This window comes from Flavobacterium sp. Root420, from assembly GCF_001427905.1.
GTDB lineage: Bacteria > Bacteroidota > Bacteroidia > Flavobacteriales > Flavobacteriaceae > Flavobacterium.
This window is the reverse complement of record NZ_LMEF01000001.1, coordinates 725,507-740,768: the sequence shown is the minus strand read 5'-3', so window position 1 is coordinate 740,768 and position 15,262 is coordinate 725,507. Positions and strand designations below refer to the sequence as shown.

General features: G+C 31.7%; 15 protein-coding genes. 9 read left to right on the top strand and 6 right to left on the bottom strand.

From position 1 onward, the window contains the following. Window positions 1-71: 71 nt before the first annotated feature. Genes ASC72_RS03250 through ASC72_RS03240 form a run of 3 tightly spaced genes read right to left on the bottom strand, consistent with a single transcriptional unit; the run spans window position 72 to window position 3,036 of the window. Entirely contained in the window at window positions 72-1,277 is a 1,206-nt protein-coding gene (locus ASC72_RS03250) for a DUF4350 domain-containing protein (protein WP_056186620.1), read from the bottom strand. Then, window positions 1,270-2,043, bottom strand: a complete 774-nt coding sequence (locus ASC72_RS03245; protein ID WP_056186617.1) for a hypothetical protein — start codon at window positions 2,041-2,043, stop codon at window positions 1,270-1,272. Before ASC72_RS03245 ends, ASC72_RS03250 begins: the two co-directional genes overlap by 8 nt. Before the next feature lie 12 nt (window positions 2,044-2,055). Next, window positions 2,056-3,036: a stage II sporulation protein M gene (locus ASC72_RS03240; protein WP_056186615.1), complete on the bottom strand. Its 981-nt coding sequence runs from the start codon at window positions 3,034-3,036 to the stop codon at window positions 2,056-2,058. 20 nt (window positions 3,037-3,056) lie between these two features. On the opposite strand from ASC72_RS03240, the gene ASC72_RS03235 reads away from it, so the two are divergent. The 6 genes from ASC72_RS03235 (at window position 3,057) to ASC72_RS03210 (ending at window position 9,166) form a co-directional block, all read left to right on the top strand. After that, window positions 3,057-3,800, top strand: coding sequence for an RDD family protein (locus tag ASC72_RS03235; protein ID WP_056186612.1), 744 nt, complete (start codon window positions 3,057-3,059; stop codon window positions 3,798-3,800). A 361-nt stretch (window positions 3,801-4,161) separates the two neighbouring features. After that, the gene (locus ASC72_RS03230) at window positions 4,162-4,764 is read left to right on the top strand and encodes a trimeric intracellular cation channel family protein (RefSeq protein ID WP_056186608.1); all 603 of its coding nucleotides are present in this window, start codon (window positions 4,162-4,164) and stop codon (window positions 4,762-4,764) included. Window positions 4,765-4,879: 115 nt separating this feature from the next. Continuing rightward, window positions 4,880-5,830: a GNAT family N-acetyltransferase gene (locus ASC72_RS03225; protein ID WP_056186605.1), complete on the top strand. Its 951-nt coding sequence runs from the start codon at window positions 4,880-4,882 to the stop codon at window positions 5,828-5,830. Beyond that, complete coding sequence (locus ASC72_RS03220) at window positions 5,827-6,927, top strand: DegT/DnrJ/EryC1/StrS aminotransferase family protein (protein ID WP_056186603.1); 1,101 nt, start codon at window positions 5,827-5,829, stop codon at window positions 6,925-6,927. Before ASC72_RS03225 ends, ASC72_RS03220 begins: the two co-directional genes overlap by 4 nt. A 3-nt stretch (window positions 6,928-6,930) precedes the next feature. Then, on the top strand, window positions 6,931-8,439 hold the full coding sequence (locus ASC72_RS03215; RefSeq protein ID WP_056186601.1) for an O-antigen translocase: 1,509 nt from the start codon (window positions 6,931-6,933) through the stop codon (window positions 8,437-8,439). Next, the gene (locus tag ASC72_RS03210) at window positions 8,420-9,166 is read left to right on the top strand and encodes a hypothetical protein (RefSeq protein WP_056186599.1); all 747 of its coding nucleotides are present in this window, start codon (window positions 8,420-8,422) and stop codon (window positions 9,164-9,166) included. The genes ASC72_RS03215 and ASC72_RS03210 overlap by 20 nt, the downstream gene beginning before the upstream one ends. Window positions 9,167-9,358: 192 nt before the next feature. Here ASC72_RS03210 and ASC72_RS03205 read toward each other — a convergent pair whose 3' ends face one another. Beyond that, window positions 9,359-10,258 (bottom strand): glycosyltransferase, encoded by a 900-nt coding sequence (locus ASC72_RS03205; protein ID WP_056186596.1) that lies wholly within the window; start codon window positions 10,256-10,258, stop codon window positions 9,359-9,361. A gap of 210 nt (window positions 10,259-10,468) precedes the next feature. On the opposite strand from ASC72_RS03205, the gene ASC72_RS03200 reads away from it, so the two are divergent. Genes ASC72_RS03200 through ASC72_RS03190 form a run of 3 tightly spaced genes read left to right on the top strand, consistent with a single transcriptional unit; the run spans window position 10,469 to window position 13,050 of the window. Continuing rightward, complete coding sequence (locus ASC72_RS03200) at window positions 10,469-11,560, top strand: glycosyltransferase (protein WP_056186593.1); 1,092 nt, start codon at window positions 10,469-10,471, stop codon at window positions 11,558-11,560. A gap of 3 nt (window positions 11,561-11,563) precedes the next feature. Next, window positions 11,564-11,968 carry an FdtA/QdtA family cupin domain-containing protein gene (locus tag ASC72_RS03195; RefSeq protein WP_056186590.1) on the top strand — a complete coding sequence of 135 codons (405 nt, stop codon included), beginning with the start codon at window positions 11,564-11,566 and terminating at the stop codon, window positions 11,966-11,968. Then, complete coding sequence (locus tag ASC72_RS03190) at window positions 11,965-13,050, top strand: glycosyltransferase family 4 protein (RefSeq protein ID WP_056186587.1); 1,086 nt, start codon at window positions 11,965-11,967, stop codon at window positions 13,048-13,050. The genes ASC72_RS03195 and ASC72_RS03190 overlap by 4 nt, the downstream gene beginning before the upstream one ends. Window positions 13,051-13,398: 348 nt before the next feature. Here ASC72_RS03190 and ASC72_RS03185 read toward each other — a convergent pair whose 3' ends face one another. Both ASC72_RS03185 and ASC72_RS03180 read right to left on the bottom strand, forming a co-directional pair. Beyond that, on the bottom strand, window positions 13,399-14,274 hold the full coding sequence (locus ASC72_RS03185; protein ID WP_056186579.1) for a glycosyltransferase family 2 protein: 876 nt from the start codon (window positions 14,272-14,274) through the stop codon (window positions 13,399-13,401). Beyond that, window positions 14,274-14,957 carry a cell division ATP-binding protein FtsE gene (locus ASC72_RS03180; protein ID WP_056186576.1) on the bottom strand — a complete coding sequence of 228 codons (684 nt, stop codon included), beginning with the start codon at window positions 14,955-14,957 and terminating at the stop codon, window positions 14,274-14,276. Before ASC72_RS03180 ends, ASC72_RS03185 begins: the two co-directional genes overlap by 1 nt. Window positions 14,958-15,262: the final 305 nt, after the last annotated feature.

Genomic DNA, 15,262 nt, shown 5'->3' with positions numbered 1-15,262 from the left:
TAAAAATCTGCGCAGATCTGCTAAAATCTTTTTTAATCTGCGTGAAATATTTAAGCTCTACCGAATATTTCTTAATGTAAAATTTTCTCAATCGCGTTATTAATTCTGATTAAATCTTCTTCGAGACTTCCGTGATAACTATTTCGATGTTCGTTAATCAGAAAAACCAATTCCTGAATATCGGTTATATCTTTGCCTGTTTTATGATGTAGTTTTTGAATAAAAACATCATCAAGCTTTGTTGTGTCAATTAAATATTCGGTTCTTATTTTCTCCAGAAAATAAATGATTTTTTTGTCAATTAGATTCTGATGATCGCCTTCCTGATGGTATAAATTTCCGATAGTTTTAGTAAAATCAACTGTTAAGTTAGGCAATGGTTTTAATATCGGAACAATTCTTTGTTTTCGTTTGACATTAAAAATAATAAAAATCAAAATACCGATTAAACTTAAATACCAGGCCCATTTTAGAGCAGGCTGACTGTGAATGTAACGTAACGGCGAATGGGAAATCGATTTGTCGTTTTGCAATTTGGTATACCAAAAAACATCGCCTTTTGGTATATAAGACAAGACATTTTCCGCATATTGATAATGGTCTTTTTTCAATAAATGAAAATTCGTAAAAGCCGCTGGCTGCGTATGAAGATAAAAGTAACCGTACTTATAAGGAACTTTTATAAAATTGATATGTTTTTCGTTTTTCGCATTGCTTTGATAGCCTAAAACGGTTGTATTAGCTGTATCAATTTTAGAAAAATAATCTTCTACAGATTGTTGAAAGACATATTTCTTAGAACTAACGTTTTTGTTCGCCATCCAGACCAAATTGTTTTCCGGCTGATGGAAATCAAATTTCACATCGATTTTCAAACTATCCATTAACGCTTCCGGAAATGTTCTCATGCTCAAAAAGACATTATTTCCGTGCGAAACAAAGTAAAAAAGCTCTTTAATCGATTGCTCATCAATATTATCTAATTCTGAAATACTTAAGAAAGTACCTTCAATTTTGTAATTTTCTACCAAAGTATCGGCATCATATTTCGAATCTAAATATTCATACGGCGTTACATTGGCAATTCTTTCAATTTTCTGATTTTTTAAAAGAGGTTTAATTTCTTTATTAAGAATATATAGTCCGTACGGAATTTTATCGTGTACAGAAAATGTTGGTCGCCAGTCAATAGGTTTTTTCTGGTCGCGATCTGATATTAGAATTAAGGCTAAAACAAAAACCAGAATAGCGATATAAATTTTGATGGATTTATTCATTGCTAAAGGTTTTTATAGATTTCTTAAATCGGTTTTCGGCTTTTGTAAAAGTGATTTCGTCTATTTCAAATTCGCCATACCAAATGTAATTGTATAAATAGGAGAGGTAGGTAAAATCTTCTCTGTAAACCGGACTGTTAAGTTCGTATAAATAATCGGAATTTGTTTTTTCAATATCCCATTCGATGTAATTATTTTGTGCCATTACTTTTAGTAACCAAAGATAATAGTACCGAATTGCAAGTCGTTTTTCTCCATTTTGAATACTTTCCTGTATCAATTTTTTAAAATCGAGTAAATGAATATTCTTTTCGATATCAGAATATTGGACAGCTCTTTTATTGGAATTTTTTCCGAAAATCCATTGTCCTTCTTTATTTATCAACGCTTTTACGATCAAATAAATGACAACGATAATTACCAGAATGGCCAATATTCTTAATATAATAATGGTAACAGTGATAGAAGTTTTGGCATCCGTAAAAGAGAAAATTCTTCGCAAAACACTGGCAATCCATTCCTTAATATTATCCCAAAGACTTCTTTCCGGAGCTTTTGGTTCGTAAATAAATTCAGGATCGCTATATTTTTTTTTGAAGTTTTTTGAAAATGTTCGCGCTTCAACAGTATCTGAATCGATCTGAATATCCTTTTCAGTGTATTTTACAGCAGCCACTTTTGGGGGTTCGGCTTCCGCCAAAGTATCCTGAGCATTTGAGATACTAAAGCAAAAAAAGAAAGATAAAATTAGAAAAATTCTCTTCATTATTGATTTCGGTTAAGTCAATTTTGGTGCTAATTGTTGCACTTTTTTGTGTACGATAAAAGGATAAACCAAATAATAAAATGAGATTAAACCTAAAGTTGATACTATGATAAAAATGCTTAACCAAATAGGCATATCAATAGAATATCTTGTAATAAAACCTTCTAAAAATCCAGCCATAAAGGTAAAAGGAAGCGTGCTTATATAGATTTTGAAACTGTTTTTAAAACCGATTTTAAACGAATTTATTCGAGAAAAAGTTTTCGGAAAAAGGATCGAAGCTCCAAAAATAAATCCAGCTGCCGATTCAATTACAATGGCAAAAATTTCCATAGAACCGTGAATCCAGATACCGCGAACGCTTTTCCAGAAAACGCCGTGTTCGAAGAAAAAGTACTGAAACGAACCCAGCATAATACAGTTTTGTAGCAAATAATAAAAAGTACCAAGCCCGCCAAAAATGCCATAAAAATAACAGGCAGCCCCCACCTGAATATTGTTAACGGTAATCCCAATAAAACTTCCCCAGTTGGCTGACGAACCATAAACGGCCATCGGGTTTCCTTTTTTGATGTTTTCCAACGTCATATTAACATAATCATCGCCCATAATCAATCGGACAAAATCTGAATCGTAACGAGCAGAAACAACACCAATTGCAACTGTAGCAAAAAACAAAACAAAAGCATATACTAAATACCTTTTATATTCGTAAACAAGCAAAGGAACTTCGGTTTTAAAGAATTCTACGATCTTGTTTTTTTCGGTTCGCTTCGTTTTATAAATTTTTTGATAGATCTGAGAAGCCAGATGATTTAAGTAAATAACGGTTTTACTTTTGGGATAATACGTTTGCGCGTACGCGAGGTCATTCATCATTTGAATGTACAAATTAGCTAACTCATCAGGATTTTTTTTAGCTTTACCAAAAATAGCGAGTTCAAACTCCAGCCATTTTTCTTTATTTTGTTTTATGAAGGCAACTTCTCTCATTGTAGGCTAAAATATAAAATATGTCAGAATTATCTATTAACACAACACAAAATGTTAAAATAAATTTTATCGCTGCCTCTGTTGGCGAGCGATTGGGCTCTTATTTTATTGATTTTATTATCAAAATCTCATATGTAGTGGTGGTTGTATTGGTACTTATCTATTTTTTTCATTTTGACAGCTTATTCGAATCATTAGATATTTGGTCCAAAAGAACGGTTGTTTTCATTATAGGTCTTCCGGTTTTAATGTATTCCATCACTTTAGAAAGCATTTTTGAAGGACAAACTTTTGGTAAAAAACTGCTCAAAATAAAAGTGGTTAAAATTGATGGTTACCAGGCCAGTTTTGGCGATTATTTTATTCGTTGGTTTTTTAGATTGATTGATTTTGCGATTCTCGGTGGGACAGTTGCTTTAGTGTCGATAGTTTCAAGTAAAAAATCGCAACGTTTAGGAGATATGGCGGCAGGAACGGCAGTTATTACTTTAAAAAACAGGATTAATATTAGTCATACCATTCTGGAAGAAATTGGAACTTCGTATGTGCCGACCTATCCTTTGGTCATTAAATTATCTGATAATGATATGCGAATCATAAAAGAAACGTTTCAAAAAGCGTTAAAGAAAAATGATCACGAAATCATTTATAAACTGGTTGCTAAAATTGAAAGCGTGACCGGAATTAAAAATCAATCCGGGGATAATAGCGATTTTATTCGGGTAGTTTTGAAAGATTACAATTATTATACGCAGAATATGTAACTCGAAAAGGTTCTAAGGTGCTAAGATTCTAAGGCTCTGAGGTTTTTATTTTTGCCCGATTTTTCGTTTAATATCTTTTGGAACGTCTATAAATCTTCTTTTGAAAATGAGTGCCCTAGCCCTGATGGGAGCGGCATCCTTTTATGGTGGGGTTCACCATAAAAGATAGAGTGGACAGCAGGAAATAGCTACTGAAAATTCTTATTTATAATGATATTTGTAAGTTGATTTCTTAACTTTGTTGAAAGAGATTCTTCCGAATTTTAATTTAATGTCAAGAATAAATAAAGAGTCAATAAAGAATAAAGACTTCAACCTTTGCACCTCTGCAACTTTGAGCCTTTGAACCTAAAAAGAAAAAATGTTTCACTTATTAGATATTATCGGAACAATGGCTTTTGCCATGTCCGGCGCTTTAACGGCAATGCATAAAAAACTGGATCCGTTTGGGGTTTTTATTATTGCTTTTGTAACGGCCGTTGGCGGCGGAACGCTTCGCGATGTTTTAATTGGCAGAACTCCGGTGGGTTGGATGAAAGATTTGCAATATGTTTATGTGATTATTTTAGGATTTTTGCTTGCGATTCTTTTCAGAAAAAAGTTTGATAAACTACGAACTTCGCTGTTTTTATTTGATACAATTGGTTTGGGTGTTTTTACTTTAATTGGACTAGAAAAAGGGATTTCGATTGGTTTGCATCCTGTAATTTGTATCGCTTTAGGAACGATGACAGCTTGTTTTGGAGGTGTAATACGCGATATTTTGTGTACTGAAATTCCAACTATTTTTAGAAGAGAAATCTATGCAACGATTTGCATTTTTGGCGGAATTGTGTTTTTTGCATTAAAGGGATTGAACCTGGATAACGATATTCTATATTTACTGACATCAATTGTGATTATTACCGTACGTTTGATGGCAGTAAAATTCAAATGGTATTTACCGGCGTTCAGCCATAAATAAGATTTTAGATGAAAATTTTCAGCCACGAATTCACGAATTTTATTAATCAGGAAATAAATAAAATTCGTGAATTCGTGGCTAACTTTTCGCTTCAAAACATATACTCTCAGTTGAAATGACGAAATATTCTATAAAAAAATACAATCAAAACGATTATGCAATCTGGAATGATTTTATCACTCTGGCCAAAAATGCGACGTTTTTGTTTCATCGAGATTTTATAGAATACCATCAGGATCGTTTTGAGGATTTTTCGCTTTTAGTTTTTGAAAATGAAAAACTTAAAGCGGTTTTGCCGGCCAATATAAAAGGAAAATCTGCGTATACGCATCAAGGATTAACTTATGGAGGTTTGGTATTTTCATCGAAGTTAAAAGCAGAAAAAGTCGAGTTAATTTTAGATGCAATTTTATCTTTTTTTAAAGAAAATTCGATTGAGACGTTTCATTACAAACCCATTCCGGGGTTTTATTTTCCGAAAGGGAACCAGGAAATAGACTTTTTTTTGCATCACAGAGGCGCATTGTCAGAGAGAAAAGAAATGAATTTGGCGGTAAACCTGCAATTACCGTTACACGTTTCGAAAAGTAAAATGAAGCATTTCAGAAGAATTGAAAACCTTGATTTGGATATTATTGAAGAAGAAGATTTTCAGCCTTTTTGGAATTCTATTTTGGAACCACGTTTATTGGAAAAATTCAATGCAAAACCAGTTCATACCAAAGAAGAAATGGCTTTGTTAAAACAGAAATTCCCTGACAATATTAGACAATATTCTGTTTATCAAAATGATGAGATCATTGCCGGAATAACTATTTTTGAGACTGAAAATGTGGTTAAATCACAATATGGCGCCACTTCTGAAAAAGGAGAAGAAGTAAGAGCATTGGACTTTTTATTTATTAACCTGATTCATAAATACAAACGCAAAGGCAAAAAGTTTTTTGATATGGGAATTGTAAATGAAGAAAATGAAAGTGGTTATCATCCCGGTCTTTTGCAACAAAAAGAAGAATTAGGATGTGCTGTTTACAATCAGGATTTTTATAAAATCGATATAAAATGATACCATTTCTGGATCTAAAAAAAATAAACGAACCGTATGAAACTGCTTTTCAGGAAAAATTGAAAACGGTTTTAAACAATGGCTGGTATATTTTAGGAAAAGAACTGGAAACGTTTGAAAAGGCTTTCGCCAAATATAACCAAACTAAATATTGCATAGGAGCAGGGAACGGATTCGATGCTTTAGTCTTGATTTTTAAAGGTTATATTCAATTAGGAAAACTCCAAAAAGGAGACGAAGTTATCGTGCCGGCAAATACTTATATTGCCAGTATTTTGGCCATTTTACAGGCTGATTTAATTCCGATTTTGGTCGAACCAAAATTAGAAACCTACAACATCAATCCTGATTTAATTCAGGAGAAAATAACTTCAAAAACAAAAGCCATTCTAGCCGTTCATTTATTCGGACAATTGGCAGAAATGGAAAAGATAAATGAGATTGCAAATCAAAATAATCTTTTAATAGTTGAAGACTGTGCTCAATCGCATGGAGCAATTAATAATCAACAATTAATAATTAACAATTTAAATTCAGCATCTGCTTTCAGCTTTTATCCAGGAAAAAATTTAGGTTGTCTGGGCGATGGCGGGGCGATTACAACAAATGATTCAGAGTTGGCTAAAGTGCTTTTTGCACTTCGGAATTATGGTTCTGAGCAAAAATATTACAACGAATATATCGGCGTAAATTCCCGGTTAGATGAACTTCAGGCTTCTTTTTTAAATTTAAAATTGCCGAATTTACATGCTGATAATGAGAAACGTCGCGCGATTGCAAGACGTTATTTGTCTGAAATCAAAAATAATAAAATAATACTGCCATTTTGGGATTTTTCGAACAATCATGTGTTTCATTTATTTGTAATTCGAACAGAAAACAGAGAAGCTTTACAGGAATATTTAACTCAAAATAATATTCAGACTGTTATTCATTATCCAATTCCGCCACATAAACAAAAAGCGTTTTCGGAATGGAATAATTTGTTATTTCCAATTACGGAGAAAATCCATAATGAAGTTTTGAGTTTGCCAATGAGTCCTGTTTTAACGAAGACTGAAGTTGATTCTATTATTGAAATTTTAAATCAATATTAGTTCGTGTCTGATAGCAAATCTTCATATCAGCAAATTCTAAAAACGACTTCACTTTTTGGAGGTGTTCAGTTTTTCAATATTTTAATTTCTATTATCAGAACCAAATTAATAGCGGTTTTTATCGGTCCGGCCGGAATGGGAATTATCGCTTTGCTGAATTCAACTTTGAGTGTGATAAGCAGTATTTCAGGATTCGGAATCGAAACCAGTGCTGTGAAAAATATCTCTGAAGATTATAAAAATAACGATTTAAAAACAGTTTCCAAAACCATTCAAATTGTAAAAAAGATTGTTCTTTTTACCGGTATTTTCGGAATGTTGCTGACGATTCTTTTTTCAAAAGCATTGAGTGTTATTGCTTTTGGAGATTCAGGCCAAACCTATGCGTTTATATTTATTGCGATAACAGTTTTGTTTAAACAATTGTCATCCGGGCAATTGGCTGTTTTGCAAGGTTTACGACAAATGAAATTGTTGGCAAAAGCCAATTTGTACGGCAATTTATTTGGATTGTTTTTTTCTGTTCCATTGTATTATTTTTTAGGAATTGATGCTATAATTCCAACCATAATTGTTGCTTCTCTATCAGCTTTAATTTTTTCGTTTTATTATTCGAATAAAATCAAAACAGCAAAAGGAAAAATTTTGAATTCGGCGCTTTTGTTAGAAGGAAAATCAATTGTAAAATTGGGTTTTATGCTCACGATAAGTAGTGTTCTGACACTTTTGTCCACGTACTTGGTTCAGATTTATATCGGCAAAAACGGAGGTTTAGAACAAGTCGGATTTTATAATGCGGGTTTTACGTTGCTGAATTCTTATGTTGGAATTATTTTTACCGTTATGAGCACCGATTATTTTCCGAAATTATCTTCTATTAATTCTGATAATGAAAAAGTTAGGGAAAGTGTTGTTCAGCAAGCGTTCATTTCAATCATTATTATTACGCCTATAATTGTTTTGTTTTTGACTTTCATTTCTGTTATAATTCCAATCCTTTACACAGCTAATTTTAATGCTATTATTCCAATGGTTTGTTTTGGAATAATTGGAATGTTGTTTCGAGCGGTTTCCTGGGCGATGGGTTTTATTTTAATTGCCAAAGGCGATTCAAAAATGTTTATTAAGACTGCTATTGGTTTTAATATTTTGTCTTTAATAATGAATATTTCGGGTTATTATTTTTATGGATTAGAAGGCTTAGGCTTTAGTTTTTGCATCTATTTTTTATTCCATTTTATTGGATTGAAAATCATCACTAAAAACAGATATAATTTTTATTTTAATACCGATTTCTATCAAATTTATTTCATCTGTTTTCTAATTTGCATAAGTACATTTTTGCTTAGATACATCGAAATTCCCGCTTTAAAATATAGTTTAATGACTTTGATGATTTTGATTTCGTTTGCTTTTAGTCTTTGTCAATTGAATAAAAAGATGAATTTAAACGAAATTTTCACGTCATTTGTTCAGCGAAAAAGAGATAAAAATGATTCAGAACAGTTATAGAAAATATAGGTCTTTTTATCATAAGTTCCAGTTTTACTGCAAAGTAAACTGGATCAAAACGCTGTATTTTAATTTTAAAAAATTTCCCTTTGAAACAGCTAAAAAACTTCCGGTTTTCTTTTACGGAAGAGTAAAATTTACTTCAATAAATGGAGAAATCCAGATCGATGGAAATATCCAGAAAGGAATGATTGGTTTTGGCCAGCCTTATGAATTGAATTCGGCTCATAAAGGGATTGCTGAAATTTTTATTTTAGGGAAATTGGCTTTTAAAGGAAAGTTTCAATTTGGTAAAGATTGTTTTGTTTTTGTGGGAGAAAATGCGGTTTGCGAATTAGGAAATATGGCATCGATGGCATCAGGTGGAAAAATAATTTGCACCGAAAAAATTGTTCTCGGAGATTATGCTCGTTTTGGTTCTGAAGCTCAAATTATAGACACCAATTTCCATGATTTAATCGATACGCAAACAGGCGAAAAACTGCAAAAATCGTCTCCAATTTTTATAGGGAATTACAATTTTGTCAGCAACAGGGTTTCAATCATGAAGGGAACACAAACGCCAAATTTCTGTACCATTGCGTCGAATAGTTTGTGTACTAAAGATTATAAAACTTTAGGAGAGAATATTTTGATTGGAGGAATTCCTGCGAAATTGATTAGAAGTAATATTTCAAGAGATTGGGAGGGCGAGAAACATCAACTGGATGATTTTTTGAGTATTTAATTTAAAATTAAGTCCCAGAGGGACGCCATGTTTATAGAAATATAAATTCATGTTTTCCAAAACCCCATCGGGGTGACATGTTAAATTTATAAGTGTCGCTCCGCTGGAGCTTTTAAGCGGAATCTATTAATTTGCTATAAATATTTCGCTCCTCCGGAGCTTGTCTATTTTAACATGAATTATCATTGGCGTTCACGCAAATATTATTCGAAACCTTTGTTCTATTTCCAATAATATGTACTTCAAAAACAACTTGTAATCAGCCGTTTTAAGAGCCAAAATTATTTCAAAATGCATTCGTTTCAAAATTGCTTTATGTTCTGATTTTGTTCTGTTTAAAGCGATTGCTTTCTGAATTATTAAATAAGTAGAATAATTTATTTTCCTGGATCTTGCATCATTTTTAATAAAAAAATGTGTTCCCAAAGAAGTAGCCGAAATTCTTTTTTTGATTAAAATTTCATCAATATAATCAAATTCATAAATGCGAGAAGCCCGAATCCAAAGATCTAAATCTTCATAAGCCAGATTTTCATCATAACCATTTAAAGCATCAAAAACAGATTTTTTGACCAGTGATGAAACAGAGCAAATACTATTTCCGCCAGAAATAACACTCAAATAAATATCTCCGGTTGTTCTTTTTTCGATTGTTTTTTTATTGGAATCTACAGGGAAATAATTAAAATAAAAATCACCTTTTTCATTAATTAATTCGGCATTTCCATAAACAATTCCAAGGTTTTTAAACGGACTTTCGTGAAAAGCTTTTAGCTGTAAGGAAACGCAATTGGACAGTAAAATATCATCACAGGCTAAATCAATGATATAATTACCTTTGGCTAATTTAAGTGCTTTATTGAAGGATTTGGTGCTTCCTAAATTGGTTTCATTGGCAATAAATTGAATTGCTGGATAATCAATAAGCCATTTTTCGATTACTTCTTTTGAATTATCAGTACTAAAATCATCCACAATAATCACTTCAATAAAAGGATAATCCTGATGTATTGCCGAAAATAAACTCTCTACAACATACTTTTCCTGATTGTAGCACAAGCAAATAATGGTCACTAATGATTGATCCTGCATATTGTTTTTAAAGATTTAATTGTATCAGATTATTTTAAAAAAAAGCTAGCTTTCACACATAACTGACTATTGTGTTTTCATGTAAAAGTGAAATGCCTTCATCAGGTTTTTAAAACTAAGTTTCTATGTGTTTAAAAAAAATGATTTTTAAATAGACTCAACAGTTAAGAGTTATATATTTGATACGAAAATAAGAAATCACAGATGATAATGTCTCACAAAAAAAAGAAAATTGCTTTAATTGGTTATCGCTTAAGCGGAGGCGGAAGCGATAAAGTGATGGCAAATTTGTCTGTTTTTTTTGAAAGACAGGGTTTTGAAGTGGATATTATTATTGTTTTGAATGAAGTTAGTTTTCCTTATTCGGGAAAATTAGTTAATCTGGGGTTATTAAAAAATGAAAATAATGACTTTTTTAATAAAACCAAAAGATTATGGGCTTTACGAAAATATTTGAACGAAAATAAATTTGATTTTATTATTGATTTTCGTTTTCGTACTAAAATTATTCAGGAACTTATTTTAGCAAGATTGATTTACAATACCAAAACTATTTTTACCGTTCATAGTTTTTTGATAGATCATTATATGCCTAATAATTCGTGGTTAACAAGATTGATGTATAATCATTGTTACGCGAACGTAGCAATCGTCGAAGAAATGAAAACTTTGATCGAAAAGAAACATCGATTAAAAAATGTAATCACGATTCATAATCCGGTTTATTTAGCAGAAATTCTTGAAAAACAAAAAGAAAATATTAAAATTGGATTCGATTATATTGTAGCTGTTGGGCAATATGAAAACGAAATAAAACAGTTTGATAAACTGATTTCAAGTTATGCGAAATCTGTTTTACCGCAAAAACAAATTCATCTGATTATTGTTGGAGATGGAAATGGCAAAAAACTCAGAAAAACAGCTTTTGAGAATGATACTGAGGAATTTGTTCATCTAGTAGGATATCAAACTAATCCTTTTCAGTTTATTGTTAAATCTAAATTCTTAGTTTTATGCAGTCAAAACGAAGGTTTTCCGAATGTTATTTTAGAAGCGTTGGCCTGTAAAATTCCTGTTGTTTCTTTTGATTGCGATTTTGGGCCGAGAGACATTATTGTAAATTTAGAAAACGGAATTTTAGTAGAAAATCAAAATTGGGAAAAATTGACTGGCGCCATGAATTTATTGGTTTTAGATGATGTTTTGTACAAACATTGCAAAGAAAATACATTCAAAAGTGTTCAGCCTTTTTTACTGGAAAAAATTGGGCAAGAATGGTTACATTTACTCAAAGCCAATTAGAATATGACAACAATTCAGGACATAGCATTACTAAAAATTCCAGTGGTTGAAGACTTAAGCGGGAATTTGGCTTTTATTCAAAATGATATTTTACCATTTGAATTTAAACGTGTTTATTATCTTTTTGATGTGCCAAGCAGTGCTTTTCGTGGCGGACATTCGCATATAGAACAGCACGAAGTTCTGATCGCTCTAAGCGGAAGTTTTGAAGTAACAGTAAATGATGGAATCAGTAAAAAAAGTTATTTGCTGAATAAGCCCAATATTGGTTTGCATCTTCCAAAGGGAATTTGGAGAGAGCTGGAAAACTTTTCATCCGGCGCTGTTTGTCTGGTTTTGGCTTCGGATGTTTTTGAAGAATCCGATTATATTCGGGATTATAATGTTTTTTTGGAATCTAAAAAATGAGACTGCTTTATATTGTTCCCAAAATAAAAATTACTGGCGGAGTTGCGAGAGTTATTTCTATTAAAGCCAATTATTTTGTGGAGCATTTTGGTTATGAAATTCATGTTTTGTCTCAAAATGAAGAAAATGAAATGCCATTTTATGACTTCGATTCAGAGATTGTTTTTCATAATATGATTTTAAAAGGCAATATTTTTAAGTTTTTCAATTCTTTTCAAAAACAAATAAATCAGAAGATTACTGAAATAAAACCAGATGTTATTTTGGTTGCAGATAATGGTTTAAAAGCATTTGTTTTTCCTTTTATAGCCAAAACGAAAATACCAATTGTATTTGAATGTCATGGTTCTAAATTTATTGAAGAACAACATCAAAAGACAAATTTTATCTCCAAATCAATTCAGAAATTAAAATATCGATTCAAGGATTTTGGTGCTCAAAAATTCACAAAAATAGTGGCTCTTTCAGAACAAAATTTAAAAGAATGGAATGTTAAAAATAGTGTTGTGATTCCCAATCCTTCCTGGATAAAAAGCAAAAAAGATTCAGATTTAAAAAGTAAAAAAATAATCGCAATTGCCCGAAATTCGTATGAAAAAGGTTTAGATCGATTACTGTTAATTTGGAAGGAAATTGGAGAAAAATACCCGGATTGGACATTAGATATTTACACGGATGATGTTGATTCTTTGGAAAAAGAAGCATTAAAATTAGAAATTGAATCGGGAATCAACTATCTGCATTTTGTTAAAAACATTCAGGAAAAATATCTGAAGGCTTCAATTTGTGCGATGACTTCAAGAACAGAAGGTTTTCCAATGGTTTTGTTAGAAGCTATGGCTTCTGGTTTGCCTTGTATAGCATACGATTGTCCAACTGGCCCAAGAGGGATAATTACAAATGCTGAAAATGGTTTTTTAATTCCGGATTATAATATCAAAATGTATGTTGAGAAACTCTCATTTTTAATTGAAAATGAAGAAGTAAGATTGAAATTTGGCTTGGATGCCAAAGAGACTTCTAAACAATATTCAGTCAAAAAAGTAATGGAGCAGTGGAAGGAGTTTTTAGAGAATCTATAAGTTGTTAAAGTCCCATCGGGACGTAATGTTTATAGAAGCAGGTGGTTATGTTTTTCAAAACCCCATCGGGGTGACATGTTTAATTGTACGCAATATGGGATATCGCTCCGTTGGAGCTTTCTTTTGCAACGTTATTGATTGGCTATAAATATCTTGCTCCGCTGGAGCCATTTCGAGCCTGCAAAAATGTTCTAATTGCGGGTAAAGTCCCAAAGGGACGTAATGTTTATAGAAGCAGGTGGTTATGTTTTTCAAAACCCCATCGGGGTGACATGTTTAACTGTGCATAATATGGGATATCGCTCCGTTGGAGCTTTCTTTTGCAACGTTATTGATTAGCTATAAATATTATGCTCCGTTGGAGCTTTGTGTTTTTAAACTGTAAAAATATCCCAATTTATAAAAGTCAAATAAAAACAAAGAAGGATTTTCAGAAAGTAAATTTCGCTCAATTTTGCTCTGATTTTTTTTGAAAAGAAAAGCTGAAAATCTAGTTAGTTTTAGATTTTTCAGAAGTTCAAATGTTTTAATAATTTTGCTGTCGTCTCCAGAAATTTTATTTGAATTATAAAGAAAAACAAGATTTTCTAAAGCAATTTTAGTTTTGTTTAAAAACACTTCTGAAGTCTCTAAATTCAAATGTAAAGTTGGATTTTCAATTTGAGAAATCTCATAATTGTTTTTTTTCAAAACAGAGAAAAAACACAAATCTTCATAACCGTATTTTGTAATCGATTCATCAAAAGGATGTTCCAGAAAAACGTTTTTTTGAATCAATAGATTAGAAGTTAAGATAGAGGAAGTTTCTTTTTTTTGCCCGTAAATCCAACGTAAAAGTTGCTCTTTTTCAGGTTTTTTATCTTCGTAAATAATTCCACCGAAAAGAATGTTTTTGGATGAACTTGAAATTACATCAACGTAGTTTTGGATGAAATTAGAGTCGGTTGGAAATGTATCACAATCTAAAATTAGCAACCAATCATATTTCGCTTTTTGAGCTAAGGAATTGATATTTTTTCCTCTTCCTAAATTGTTTACATTGATAAAAAAAGAACAATATGAAATAAGATTAATTTCCTGATTGAGAATATTTTCTTGTGAATTGGATGCATCGTCCTGACAAAGAATTTCAAAAGTAATTCCATTAAAATTGCATTGCTTTACTAACTCATTTACAAGTGGTAAAGCATTATAATGATAAACCGGAATTAAAATAGAAAGCATTACACAGAGCGTTGCACCACCTCGAAGATTCTTTCATCTTCACATTTTAATGTTTTAGATGGGAATTTCATTAGCAAAGCATAATCGTGCGTTGCCATGATAACTGTTTTTCCGTTAGCGTTAATCTTTTTCAATACTTCAAGAACCTCAGAACTTGTTTGTGGATCAAGATTTCCGGTCGGTTCATCGGCTAGAATAAATTCAGGGTCATTCAATAAAGCTCGTGCGATGGCCACACGTTGTTGTTCACCTCCAGAAAGTTGGTGAGGCATTTTGCTTACAAAATCTTTCATCCCAACTTTGTCCAGAACTTCATCGATTTTGTGCTCCATTGCTTCTTTTTCGGTCCAGCCGGTTGCTTTCAAAACGAAAAGCATATTGTCTTTTACTGAACGGTCCGGAAGCAGTTTGAAATCCTGAAATACGATTCCGATCTTACGTCTCAAATACGGAATTTCGCTTTCTTTTAAAGTTGCCAAATCAAATTCAACTATATTACCTTCACCTTCACTTAAAGGCAAATCTCCATACAAGGTTTTCATGAAACTACTTTTTCCAGAACCGGTTTTTCCGATAATATAGATGAATTCACCGTGTTGAACATCTAAATTAATACGAGATAAAATTTTTCTTCCTTCCTGATATATAGTGACTTCTTTAAGAGACAGTACGATTTGTGACATAATAAAATTGATTTGATTGGTAAAAGTAAGAAGTTAACGGTTGGATTCAAAATAAATTTCAATCATTTCTGATAAAATATTGAAATGGAAATTTTTCACCATATAAGTTATATAAGGTCATTTTAGCAGATTGTGGAAAAGATTTTGTTGCGGAAAATGTTTAACCACGATAAGTGATGTAAGTTTATTTTAATAGATTGTGGTAAAAGTTTTTATATACAAAAACGTATATGACTTTTCCGGTTGTATACGCTGCTAAAAACACCTAACTTATAATTACTTATATGACTTATATGGTGAAAATG